Consider the following 11,926-nt stretch of genomic DNA (forward strand, 5'->3'; position numbering starts at 1 on the left):
CGAATCCCGTCGAAGCTCATACAGTCGTTTGTCGACCCGATTCTTTGTATGAGTTCCCACAAATTGGATGGTATGAATATTTGCATTGTGGTAGTTCCCACACTTTTTATCGGGAGAAAATCCGCACGCAAGCAAACTCAACCTCGTTTGGACGCTCGCTCCAACGCGCGTTCCAAAGTATTCCAAGGAAGGACCGCGCATTTGATCCGCGCGGGAATCTTTTTTACGGACTCCATCGATTCAAGATCCTCGAGTTCTTCCTCGAACTGCGGATCCTTATCTTCCAAAAACATATTCTTAAATCGGCTGAGAATATTCTCCGCTTCCGCCACCGTTTTTCCTCGGATCGATTCCGCCATCATGGAACCCGAGGCCTGGGAAATCGAACATCCTTTTCCGGTCACGCGAACGTCCGAAATCGTTTCTCCGACGAGGTTGATCGTCAACTCGAGTTCATCGCCGCAAAGGGGATTGATTCCGTGTTCGAAAAGATCGGCCGGTTCGAGTTTGCCTCGAAATCTCGGATTTTGATAGTGATCGAGAATGACTTCTTTGTAAAGACTATCGCTTAAGGACACGGGAGAAAATCTCCTTTACCTTAATTAGACCCTCGATCAATCGATCGATGTCGTCTTTTGTATTGTAAAGGTAAAGACTCGCGCGGCACGTTCCCGGAATATTCTTAAACGCCATAAAAGGCTGCGCGCAGTGATGTCCGACCCGAATCGCGATTCCTTCTTCGTCAAGAATCGTTCCCACGTCGTGCGGATGAACTCCCGGGAAGTTGAAGGAAATCACTCCGCCTCGTTTGGAAAGATCTCTCGTTCCGTAGAGTTCGAGTCCGCCGAAATCGTCCAATCGATCGAGAGCATATGTTAACAATTCGACTTCGTGATTTCGAATTTCCTGCATCCCGATCGTTTCGAGGTATTCGATCGCCGAACCGAAACCGATCACTCCCGCGATGTTCGGAGTTCCCGCTTCGAGTTTGGAAGGAAGTTCCGCGTATGTGGATCGTTCCTTATAAACTTGCGCGATCATATCGCCGCCGCCCATCCAAGGAGGCATCTCTTCCAGGATTTCTTCCTTTGCGTAAAGAACACCGACTCCGGTCGGGCCGAGCATTTTGTGCGCGGAGAATACGTAGAAGTCGTAATCCATTTCCTTCATGTTCACGGGAAGATGGCAAACTCCCTGCGCTCCGTCTACGAGCAGTTTGGCGCCGACTTGTCTTACGCGTTTTTGTATGGGGAGAATGTCATGAATCGTTCCGGTCACGTTCGACATTTGCGAGACCGCGACGAGTTTCGTTTTGTTCGTGATGATCTCGTCGATCCCGCTCAGATCCAAAGTGCTGTCCTCGTTCAGAGGAATGAATTTTAATACGGCTTTTTTTTCCTGAGCGAGCATCTGCCAAGGAACGATATTGGAATGGTGTTCGAGTTCGTTGAGAACGATCTCGTCCCCCTCTTGAATTTGGGTTCTTCCCCAGGTTTGTGCGACAAGATTGATCGACTCGGTAGCGTTTCTCGTGAAGATACAAACCTTCGCGCATTGCGCTCCGATAAAGCGGGAAAGACGGATTCTACTCAGTTCGTATTTTTCAGTCGCTTTTTGGGAAAGATAATAAATGCCTCGGTGAATGTTCGCGTTTTCTTCGCGATAATACTTTTCGATCGTATCGATGACCGTAAACGGTTTCTGAGAACTAGCCGCGCTGTCCAAAAAAACGAGAGGTTTCCCGTTCATCGTGGTTCCCAAAATCGGGAAATCGGTTCTGATTCTTTCGGCTGAGAAACTCATATATGTCAATCCTCCAAGTCCACCTCGACGGAGTCACCCACGATTCTTACGGGATAAACCGGGAGATCTTCCACTGCGGGCATACAAAGCGCTTTTCCGGTTTTGATCGAAAACTGCGCCTCGTGTCTCGGGCAGGTGATTACGTCTCCACACAATTCCCCTCCGGAAATCGCCTCTCCGTCGTGTGTACAAACATCTTCGAATGCGTAAATGTTTCCGTCCAAACTCGTGATCCCGATTCTATTATAGCGGGTCTCCACTACTTTGACTTTCCCGTTTTCGATTTCGGAACGATTTGCTACCTTACGAAAGCTCATGCGGAACCTTCCACTTTACGGGCGATCAGCTCGAAAAGCTCTTGTCGTATGGAATCGGATTCGATTTCCCCAATCACTTGACCCAAAAATCCGTCCACGATCATTCTTCTCGCCTCGTCTTCGTCGATTCCTCGGGAAGCGAGATAAAACAACTGTTCTTCGTCGATCTCGCCTACGGTCGCCCCGTGCTCGCACTTTACGTTCTCCGCATATACTTCGAGTTTCGGAATGGACTCGGCTCTCGCGGATCGGTTGAGAAGAAGGTTGTTGTTGATCTGAATCGCGTTTACGTCTTTGCAGGAATTCGGAATATGAAGATTGCCGGTAAAGATATGATGCGCCTTGTCCTTAAACGCGCCTCTGTAAAGGATCGAACTTTCGGTATGACTTTCGTTGTGAACGATCTTCACTTCGGAATCCTGAAATTCGCGGGCGGCCATCGGAGCGAGTCCGATCACGCGCGCCCTCGCGCCTTTGCCGGAAAGTTCCACGTTGAGAAGATTTTTTCCTTTGTAACCGCCGGGAGTTACCTTTGCGATCTTTACGTCCGAATCCTCTTTTTGATCGGAAAATAGATTTTGAAAATGGAATACGCTCGAACCGAAGGATTCGATTCCCGCATAGGAAAATTTTGTTCCCGCGCCCGCATGAATCACTGTCAAACCTTGGAAGAATTTAAAATCCTGTTCTTCGGGACATTCGTATCGTTCCGCAAAAAACGCCTTGCTGTGGTTTCCGATTTTTGCAACGACCAACGGAAGAATTCGATTCTCCGTTTCGAGGCGAAACTTCACTTCGATTTCTTCCTTGAGGACGCGATCGGATTCGACTTCGAGATAAATCCCGTGCGTAAAGGAGGAAAGGCTCAACAACGTAAACCATTCTTCATTCTGTTTTTGGAATATAGTTTCCAGACTTTCGAGAAAGAATTCGAGTTCTTTTCCGGAAAGGGATTCCGCCTTTTGCAGTTTTACCGATTCGGGAAGTTTCCACGTAACCGCGTCTGCCGCATCCGGAGTTTCGTTGAATTCGTCCGGATGAAAATTGGATAAGGGGATTTTTCTCCAAGACTCGTTTTCCGATCTCGGAATTTTTAAGGTCTGAAACTTTGCGAATACCTTCTTGCGAAAATCCTTTAGTGCCTGGGGTTCCCCGCTGCGGGAGAGCAGACTCGAAAATTGAGTTTCTAAAGACACTTGGTTTTTAGTCTCCAGATTCCGCAAGGATCCAATCATATCCTTTTTCTTCCAATTCCAACGCGAGTTCTCTCGTTCCGGTTTTGAGAATTCTTCCTTTTGCGAATACGTGAACGAAATCGGGTGTGATGTAGTTTAGCATTCTTTGATAGTGCGTGATGAGTAGAATCGATCTATCGGGAGTTTTGTTTCGATTGATTCCTTCGCTTACGATGCGGAGCGCGTCGATGTCGAGTCCCGAATCCGTTTCGTCCAACACGGACAATTTCGGTTTCAGCAAACTCATCTGGAGAATTTCGTTTCTCTTTTTTTCCCCGCCGGAAAATCCGTCGTTCACATAACGAGATATAAACGACTCGGGCATGTCGAGAGCCGCCATGGATTCTTTGAGTTCCTTTCTGAATTCTTTAACGGGTAGTTCTTTTCCCCGAACGGACTTGACGATGGTCTTTAAAAAGTTTCCGATCGTAACTCCCGGAATGCTCGTCGGATATTGAAAGCAGAGAAAGATTCCGAGACGGGCGCGTTCGTCGGTCGGGAGATCGAGAATGGATTTCCCTTCGAATAGAATATCTCCCGACAATACTTGGTATTTCGGGTGTCCCATGATGACGTTGGATAAAGTGCTTTTGCCGGAACCGTTCGGGCCCATGATGGCGTGAACTTCTCCGGGACGAATCGTAAGATTTACACCTTTTACGATCTCCTTGATTTCTCCGGAATCTCCGACTTGGATTCCCGCTCGCAGGTCCTGGATTTTTAGAATCTCGGTCACAAACGCACCTTCCCCTATTCTACCAGTGTTTTTTTTTGTAAGGAGAGATCAATAGTTATCAAACGAATTGTCGGAGGTACGACAATGAGTCCGTGAAACTTGCGCCCCACCCTTGTTTGGGCGGAGGGGTGAGGAGGCGGGAAAAATTCCTGCGAAATTTCTATATCACGGATTTCTTAAATTTTCAATCGAAATTCTTTCCCCGTGTTTGTGGGAGTTCCCACAAAGTCTACGGATAGCCGACATAACTCGAAAACGGATCTTAGACCCGTTCCCAATCCATCTTGATCACGAGAATATAATTATCGCGAAGAGTGTAGGTAAAGATCACGACTTGTTTGTGAAGATCCATATCGTAGACCGGTTCGGTCACGGTCCATTTGGCTCCGCTTTGAACCACCTTTGCTTTGTGTCGGATAAAGAACGGTCTCCAAGCGTAATTGTTCCCGATCTCGGTCAGATCGGAATCCCATTCTTCGCCCGGATGCGAACGGAAATACGTTGGAGTGATCTGATAACCGAAGATATCGCAGGCAAACACGGATAGAATTTCCGAGGGCAACTCGGACAGCATCAAATGAAGAACGAGAGGCAGATCCTCTTTTCCGTTGTGACGAAGGGCTTCGAGTTTTTCTCCGAGGGCGTCGATGACAGCTTGGCCTTTTTGAAATTCTTCCAAGAGTTCCATAAACCGAAGACCGGAAAACTTCTCCAGAGTATCGCGAAGAGTTCTGTTGAACTGCTTCTTATCCTGAAACTCCACCTGAGGTCTTGAAAAATAAAATCCCTGGAGAAGGTTCGCTCCCATCGAAAGAGCGAGATGCAATTCTTCCTCGGTTTCGATTCCTTCGAAAAGAAGATCCGATCCGAGTTTCTGCGACATGTCCGCGATCGCGCTCAGAACGTTTTTGAACGATCTTCTGTTCAAGCTCTCGCGCATGATCTTGATATCGACTTTCATGATATCCGGATGAATGTAACCGATTCTTTCCAAGTTGGAAAATCCGACTCCGAGATCGTCGACCGCGATCTTAAAACCGTAGTCCTTGAACACGTTTACGATCGAGAGTAGTTTTTCAATGCTTCCGTCGAATTTGTCTTCCGTGATTTCCAACACGACTTCGGAAGGAGATATATCGTATTTTTCGATGAGATTGAGAACGTGAAGTCTCTTCAGATCCAAAACGTCCCCCGTATGAATCATCGAAAGAAAGTTCGGCATCATGTTGAGGAACAACTTGGTTCTGAGTCCCGTATCTTTAAGATGGCGAATCGCCTTTTCGCGGATCAGCCGATCGATCTGGATCAATCGAATCGTATCGAGTTCTGGATTGTGGAATTGATAACCGAGCGAACGATATTCGTTCTTTTCCGGAGAATAAAATCTCCCGAGAACCTCGTAGCCGATGATGTTGCAGTTCGTAACTTCCAGGATCGGTTGATAGTGAGGTTGATAATAATTCTCCCCATACGAGAGAAGGTTGCTTGTATCCTGGCTGTACAACATGTTTTTTTAAGAGTTCCTATACTGGAATCCACAAAGCAAGGTCCGGCAAGCAAAATTCCGGACAAAAAGCGCCAAATTAAGGAGAAGAGAAGACCACATTCTTCTTTTTTTTTTGAAACCTCTGGAAAAACTGACAATCCTAAAGGTATTCTTCATGAAAGAGGCGATCGGCCATCTTCTCAACCCCTCCACATTAGAACCCAATCTCGGTCTCTATTCAGGAACTCTTGGAATCGACAACTCCAGAGAGTATAAAACTTCTTTTTTCTCTTCCTGGAAGAAAATAGACTCCGTTTTAGTCGATTTGATTACAGAAGATTTTCTTCTCGGGTTGCGAATTTTCCGAGGCCCGGGGGCCTGTAAGGCCCTTCTCCATCTTTGGTTTTTCGAATCCGACAATTTCAAGGACTTCGAATGGATCGGCAGCCCGGGCAAAGAATACTTATCCCGAGGCACGTTTCGAAACGGTTATTGGAGTTTTACCCAAGGCAATCAGAGATTCAACTTTCGTCTGGACGATACGATCCAACAAGGGTATACGCATTCATCGATCTTAGCTTCGAACTTGAATCTTCAACTCGACGCACTCGTAAGCACCGTTGAAAAAACGCATAAGCCGGTTTCTTCTTTGGAAAAATCCGGCAAGGACTGGCTCTTTCGTTTGATTTCGCCCGATCTCAGCGTGCGGGGACAACTCGCCTTCGACGATCAAACTTGGAATTTGGAATCTTCGGAAAAACTTTCCTACAGCATCACCACGGGTTTTGCCAACCAATCCTTTTTTCCGGAATCGAGAATCTACGGATGGGGTGCGGGAAAGAATTCGTTTCGTTTGAACTACAACCAGAAGACGGGCATTCTACTTTGGAGAAACGGAATTCCTACGTTTTTGGAAACGGCGAGTTTCAAAAAAGAATCCTTATCGTATGTGCTTCATGATCCTTCCGATCAAATCGAACTTACCGTGACTCCGGTGCGGACTACACATTCGACGATTTCGGGTTTGTTGGGGAAAAAGATTCCGATGGAACGGATCGAAGGAAAGATTTCCGGTAAGATTCGCATCGGAAATAAAAAGGAAACGATTAAGAAAGGATTCGCGATCTTAGAAGTCTGATTCGCGCTTTGATCGAAGTTCTCGAAACGGTTCGGTCAATTCTTCCTTTCCCGTTTTGAAACCTTTCCGTTCGCCGTTCGTTTTTTACGCGTCCGTGTCTGCGCTTTTAGATTCCGAACTCTGGTAAGAATCGCCTCTCTAAATACGGGATAATCGTTCAAGGCGTTCAGAAAATCACCCTTACTGAGAGTGTACGCCTGAGAGATTCCCACGGATCGAACCGTAGCCGATCTCCTTTCCTCGGTAATCAAAGCCAACTCTCCGAAAAATTGTCCGCCTCCGGCTTTCGCGATCACTTCGTGATCGTTTTCTCCGAGGATTTCAACCGTCCCTTCGCTCAGAATGTACAAGTTATGACCTATATCACCTTTCCTGAATATGATATCGCCGGGGAGAAAAATCTGATGTTTGAGGGAAAACACGAGCGTCGTAATGAACGAAGGCTCCGCGCCCTTAAGAAACGGAACCTTTTCTAAAAGTTCCCGATGCAGATGAATCTTGACCTCCCTTTGCAGGGGAATTGGCAAGTCGCTTAACAATTCCTTTTCGTTTTGACCGAAACCTTTCTCGATAATGTAAATGTAGAACTCGCGGATTTTCATCCTCAAATCCGAGGGAAGGTTTCTCGCCTTTAAAAAGGAATCCACTTGCGACATTCTTTTGATGCGGGCCGAACGTTCCAAATCCAGATTTCCGAGAATACTCGCCACGTTCCCGATGATGGTGGCGTAAACCGCCGCTCCGATCATCATCACCAAAATCGAATAGATCCTCTGTTCGGTCGTTGCGGGAAGCACGTCTCCGTAACCTACGGTGGCAAGCGTCATCACGGACCAATAAAGAGCTTTGACATACTCGTTCCATCCGGTTTTCATCCTTTCCAATTGGTCCATATAGAGCCAACCGACCGCAAACCAATGGGCCACGATCGTGATCCAAAAGCCGAGCAATCCTAAACGAAGAACACCAGGCGACGGCTGGAATGCGAGATTCAGCCTGCGAATGATTCCCGGAATCCGAACCACCTTAACGATACGAGTGATCCCGAATAAAAGAAACAAATACGGATGAAAGGTGAGTTCGATACCGATCGCTTTCTGAGCGACCAATTCGAAAGGGAATGCGGCGATGAAATCGAATACGAACCAGCTTTTTAAATAAGGGAGAATCATCTCTTTTCGGAAAGCAGGCCTGCGTTCCGTCCGCGCGGATTCGGGAAAGAATAGATTCACGAAAATATCGCCCAAAAACAGCAAGTCGACCAAAATGTATATGCCGCTCAAGGTAAGACCCTTTTCATAAAAAAGGACTATTCGAAGCGGAGACTCGACGGCAGCGAACAAAATACAAAAGAATATTATAATATCCCAAAATATTCGCGCTTTATTTTCGGCATAAAGAAGGCTCAACGATCGTATCTCTAAAAGAGCCCCCTTCAAAGGAAGGCGTATAGTTTAGACGACGATACGATTGCCTGGGTTCCAAAGGAAGCAAACCCTTTTTTATTCAAAGAAAAGTAGAATCGAAGAAAGGATCCCTTAAGTATTCGATCGCGTTGATTCGGGTTCCGTTCCCGAACTCGGCGAGTCACTCTATACGGATCCGTTTGTCAGACCTTAAATTTTTCCATCAGGCGTTTTACTTTTGTCGATTGTTCGTCGATCTTTTTCGCGCCCTCGTTGATCGCCTGAGAACCGGAAGAAATTTGAAGCGCGCCCTGCGAAAGTTTCTGCACCGATTCCCGTATCGAACCGTAAGCGCTTTTATTTTCCAAAGAAGAGGATTCCAAATCCGTAATATTCGATGCGACCTCGTGCATTCGTTGAGAACATTGATTGAGGCCGGACTCCTGAACTCTCATGTCGTCCAAAAGACGGAGACTGAACTCCGCAACATTCACGGCGTTCTCTTGAATGATTTTGAAAAAATCGGAGAACTGATCCATTTCTCCGTTTCCGGAATCGATATTCGTCCGGGTAAACTCGATCAGTTCGGTGATTTCCCTCGTGTTTTTCATCGTGTGTTCGGCGAGTTGGGAAACCTCTTCCGCGACGACTGAAAAACCTTTTCCGTGTTCTCCGGCTCTTGCAGCTTCGATCGCTGCGTTGAGGGCAAGCATATTCGTTCTTGTGGAAATTTCTCCGATCTTGACGAGCGCGTCCTTAATCTTTTGTACGGTTCGTTTAACTTCGGCAAAGGACTTCTGAACCGCGTCGACTTTTTCTCTTCCTTTCAAGGCCGTTTCGGAGGATTCCTTCGCACGTACGGTCAAAGAGTTTAGGGACTCGGTGACGCTCGCCAAAGACATTAGATTTCTTTGAATTTCGCGTTCGAGGTTACGGAGATGTTCTCCCGAAATCAAAATCGTCTGCGTGTTCTTTTCGACTAAGCGGCTCAGACGATCGATATGGTCCGCGACCTTTTGAGAATCGAAGGCCTGCGTTTCGGAGGTTTGCAGAAATTCCTGTGAAACTTTCGCGAATTCCTGACCGGCTCTTTCCGAACTTTCGACCGAGTTGCGCGCCTCAACGATGATTTCGCGCAAAGATGTTTCCATTCTTTTTAAGAATTCGAGCAGCTCGCCCATTTCGTCCAAACTATCGATATCGATTCGATTGTTCAGATTTCCGTTTTGGATTTCGGACGCAAAGTCGATCGCCCTTTTTAAAGGGAACATCACGGACAGAATGATGGATCTGGAAAACCACACACCCGCGATCAGGGAAAGAACGGAAAGAATGCTGATCGTGTATAAGGATAACGTTAGTTGCGCTTCCGCGGTTTCTTCGCTTTTGCGCGATTCCAAGGCTTCGAACTCGATCAACTCCTTGATAACGCCGCGCATCGATGCGCTCAACGGATGAATTCCCCGCACGTAAAGGATCTGCGCTTCCTGTCTGCGGTTCTCCATTCCGAGAAGGTGAATCGTATCCGTGTATCGCAGAAGATCGTTCAAACCTTCCTTCAAAGAATTCAACTTTTCAACTTCCGTTTTTTCCAGATAATAACCGTTCAAACGAGTTAGGTTCGCTCGAATCTCGTCGATTAGAACCTTTACCTTCTTGTATTCTTCTTCGGATAAGACGGCGTCGATCGTGGAAACCTTGGAAGAAAGCGTAAGTTCCGCGAGAATCAGTTTTTCCAAGGTCAGGTTCATCAACTGAAACTTAGGTTGAGAATGGTCGATCATGGATCGAATCGCCTTTCGATACGTGAACGTATTGTAGACGATCAACGCGGACGAAAGAATGAATACGCCGATGATCGCCCCGAAGCTGAAGCGAAGTCTCGTTTTGATGCTGATCCGATTGAGTAGGTTCACCGATTATTTGTTTTTGGAAAGATAATTGATATACGAGATCACGTCTTTGATCTGTTCTTCGGAAAGTTCGTCCTTCCAAGGCGGCATAAACGCAGAACGGTTCACGCCTGCTCCGCCTTTTCGGATGATTTCCTCCTTTTGAGAATCGCTGAGCTTCGTGATCGTCAAGTTCGCCGGAGGAGGAACCTTACCTGTGGCAAGCCTTCCTTTTCCGTCCGCGGATTCGCCGTGACAAAGAACACAGTACGTACGGAACACGATACTTCCTCGGATCACGGACTTTTCCTTGGGATTCTCCGCATTCACGTCGGCGAACGCAAAAACAAAGAGAAAGAATATCAGAATATTTGAATATATTTTCATCATTGAACGTCGATCGTCATCTTCATATCGGGATGAATCGCGCATTGAACCGTAACTTTTCCGGCCTTTTCGAATTTCACCTTTTGAGTCTGTCCTTTGGCGTACGATCCCAAGTCGAAGATCTTAACCGGAGAAAGAGAATAAACGTTGTGGTAAAAGGAATCGTAATTCGGAAAACTTACGATATCTCCCATCTTGATCTTGAGGGATTCCACCGTGAATTTTTTATTCTTTTGCCCCACTTCGTGTTCCGCCGCGGACAAACTTCCCGCGGAAAAAATTAAACCGAACAGAATAACGTTCCATCGAATCGACATGTAAAACTCCTATAGTATCTTTTTTAATCTTATCTCGGCAACTCGGGAATGGAGACGATCCGTTTCTTCCCGGTCAATGATTTCATAAACGCGACTAAGTCCGCTTTTTCCTGAAAGTTCAGTTTGAGCGGAGCCATGTTCGGATCGAGATTCGACGTTTCGTCCCCTCCCCGATCGTAGTGCTCCACGACTTCTTCCAACGTCGCATAACTTCCGTCGTGCATATAAGGCCCCGTAAAATCGACATCCCGCAACGTGGGAGTTTTAAACGCGCCTTTCATGGATTTAACGGGAACGATCTTAAATCTTCCGACATCCTTTCGATTCGATTTCAGACCGATGTTATGAAATCCGTTGTCCGTAAAATGCTCCCCTTGATGACAAGACGCGCAGTTCGCCTTCCCGTTAAAGAGCGCGAAGCCGCTTTGCGCCGATTTAGAGATCGCGTTCGTTTCCCCTTTTTTCCAACGATCAAAGGGAGAATCGGTCGAGATGATCGTTCTTTCGAAATTCGCGATCGCCTTGGCGATCGTATTCGCACTGATTTCTTCTCCTGGATAGGCTTTTGCAAAAAGATCTTTGTATTTTTGAATATTCTTTAATTCTAATATTACTTCGTCCAAATCCTGATTCATTTCGTCGGGAGAAGCGATCGGACCGAGAGCCTGCGCTTCGAGATTGTCGGCACGTCCGTCCCAGAACATCTTATTTCCGAAAGCTCCGTTGAGAATGGTCGGAGTGTTCTTTCCTAAAACCTTCATATTATGGCCGACCGCGGTTTTGAGTCCGTCCGACCAGCCGAGTCCCGGATTGTGACAAGTCGCGCAGCTGATCCAGTTGGAGCCGGAAAGAATCGGATCAAAAAACAATGTTTTCCCGAGAAGAATCCGATCGGGCGTCGGCTGATTGTCCGGTGGGAAAGGATATGCTGCGGTATCCACAGGATTTGCGGTCGTTTCACCGGATTTATCCGTCGCCTTAGAAGTTTCCGTCTTTGTATTCTGTTCCTTTTCGGATGTACAATGTGTGAAAGTAAAAAGACTGAAAATAAGAATTGGAACAAACAGAATGCAAGACAAGACATACCTCGAAAGGACATTTGTTCGAGAAACGTCCTAAATTTTCGTTGTCTTTATCATACAAGAAATGTTGGAACTCCTTCCACTTGGTTTATAATTTGAAATATTCTCAGTTATAACTGCAGGGGAA

The 11,926-nt window shown here is 46.6% G+C and carries 12 protein-coding genes; 1 reads left to right on the forward strand and 11 read right to left on the reverse strand.

The window, feature by feature from the left end; all coding sequences use genetic code 11:
* Positions 1–137: 137 nt before the first annotated feature.
* The 6 genes from sufU to LFX25_RS14495 form a co-directional block, all read right to left on the reverse strand.
* Entirely contained in the window at positions 138–578 is a 441-nt protein-coding gene (sufU, locus tag LFX25_RS14470) for a Fe-S cluster assembly sulfur transfer protein SufU (protein ID WP_238730862.1), read from the reverse strand.
* Positions 562–1,803 carry a cysteine desulfurase gene (locus tag LFX25_RS14475; protein WP_238730863.1) on the reverse strand — a complete coding sequence of 414 codons (1,242 nt, stop codon included), beginning with the start codon at positions 1,801–1,803 and terminating at the stop codon, positions 562–564. Before LFX25_RS14475 ends, sufU begins: the two co-directional genes overlap by 17 nt.
* 5 nt (positions 1,804–1,808) lie before the next feature.
* Positions 1,809–2,120, reverse strand: a complete 312-nt coding sequence (locus LFX25_RS14480) for a non-heme iron oxygenase ferredoxin subunit (protein ID WP_238730864.1) — start codon at positions 2,118–2,120, stop codon at positions 1,809–1,811.
* Entirely contained in the window at positions 2,117–3,355 is a 1,239-nt protein-coding gene (gene sufD / locus LFX25_RS14485) for a Fe-S cluster assembly protein SufD (RefSeq protein ID WP_238730865.1), read from the reverse strand. The genes LFX25_RS14480 and sufD overlap by 4 nt, the downstream gene beginning before the upstream one ends.
* Positions 3,324–4,091 carry a Fe-S cluster assembly ATPase SufC gene (gene sufC, locus LFX25_RS14490; RefSeq protein ID WP_238730866.1) on the reverse strand — a complete coding sequence of 256 codons (768 nt, stop codon included), beginning with the start codon at positions 4,089–4,091 and terminating at the stop codon, positions 3,324–3,326. The genes sufD and sufC overlap by 32 nt, the downstream gene beginning before the upstream one ends.
* Before the next feature lie 262 nt (positions 4,092–4,353).
* The gene (locus tag LFX25_RS14495) at positions 4,354–5,598 is read right to left on the reverse strand and encodes an EAL domain-containing protein (protein WP_238730867.1); all 1,245 of its coding nucleotides are present in this window, start codon (positions 5,596–5,598) and stop codon (positions 4,354–4,356) included.
* 154 nt (positions 5,599–5,752) lie between these two features.
* Here LFX25_RS14495 and LFX25_RS14500 point away from each other — a divergent pair, with 154 nt between their 5' ends.
* On the forward strand, positions 5,753–6,715 hold the full coding sequence (locus LFX25_RS14500; RefSeq protein ID WP_238730868.1) for a hypothetical protein: 963 nt from the start codon (positions 5,753–5,755) through the stop codon (positions 6,713–6,715).
* 35 nt (positions 6,716–6,750) lie between these two features.
* Here LFX25_RS14500 and LFX25_RS14505 read toward each other — a convergent pair whose 3' ends face one another.
* From LFX25_RS14505 to LFX25_RS14525, 5 genes are all read right to left on the reverse strand, one after another.
* Positions 6,751–8,124 (reverse strand): cyclic nucleotide-binding domain-containing protein, encoded by a 1,374-nt coding sequence (locus LFX25_RS14505; protein WP_238730869.1) that lies wholly within the window; start codon positions 8,122–8,124, stop codon positions 6,751–6,753.
* A 200-nt stretch (positions 8,125–8,324) separates the two neighbouring features.
* Entirely contained in the window at positions 8,325–10,037 is a 1,713-nt protein-coding gene (locus LFX25_RS14510) for a methyl-accepting chemotaxis protein (protein ID WP_238730870.1), read from the reverse strand.
* Positions 10,038–10,040: 3 nt separating this feature from the next.
* The gene (locus LFX25_RS14515; RefSeq protein WP_238731616.1) at positions 10,041–10,400 is read right to left on the reverse strand and encodes a c-type cytochrome; all 360 of its coding nucleotides are present in this window, start codon (positions 10,398–10,400) and stop codon (positions 10,041–10,043) included.
* Positions 10,400–10,717 (reverse strand): methylamine utilization protein, encoded by a 318-nt coding sequence (locus LFX25_RS14520; protein ID WP_238730871.1) that lies wholly within the window; start codon positions 10,715–10,717, stop codon positions 10,400–10,402. The genes LFX25_RS14515 and LFX25_RS14520 overlap by 1 nt, the downstream gene beginning before the upstream one ends.
* 29 nt (positions 10,718–10,746) lie before the next feature.
* The gene (locus LFX25_RS14525; RefSeq protein ID WP_240009054.1) at positions 10,747–11,796 is read right to left on the reverse strand and encodes a cytochrome-c peroxidase; all 1,050 of its coding nucleotides are present in this window, start codon (positions 11,794–11,796) and stop codon (positions 10,747–10,749) included.
* Positions 11,797–11,926: the final 130 nt, after the last annotated feature.

Source organism: Leptospira sanjuanensis (assembly GCF_022267325.1).
GTDB lineage: Bacteria > Spirochaetota > Leptospiria > Leptospirales > Leptospiraceae > Leptospira > Leptospira sanjuanensis.

What these genes read in the sequence shown, in the direction of transcription:
- LFX25_RS14475 (WP_238730863.1), bottom strand. Translation starts at nt 1,803, where the DNA reads ATGAGTTTCTCAGCCGAAAGAATCAGAACCGATTTCCCGATTTTGGGA.
- LFX25_RS14480 (WP_238730864.1), bottom strand. Translation starts at nt 2,120, where the DNA reads ATGAGCTTTCGTAAGGTAGCAAATCGTTCCGAAATCGAAAACGGGAAA.
- sufD (WP_238730865.1), bottom strand. Translation starts at nt 3,355, where the DNA reads ATGATTGGATCCTTGCGGAATCTGGAGACTAAAAACCAAGTGTCTTTA.
- LFX25_RS14495 (WP_238730867.1), bottom strand. Translation starts at nt 5,598, where the DNA reads ATGTTGTACAGCCAGGATACAAGCAACCTTCTCTCGTATGGGGAGAAT.
- LFX25_RS14500 (WP_238730868.1), top strand. Translation starts at nt 5,753, where the DNA reads ATGAAAGAGGCGATCGGCCATCTTCTCAACCCCTCCACATTAGAACCC.
- LFX25_RS14515 (WP_238731616.1), bottom strand. Translation starts at nt 10,400, where the DNA reads ATGAAAATATATTCAAATATTCTGATATTCTTTCTCTTTGTTTTTGCG.
- LFX25_RS14520 (WP_238730871.1), bottom strand. Translation starts at nt 10,717, where the DNA reads ATGTCGATTCGATGGAACGTTATTCTGTTCGGTTTAATTTTTTCCGCG.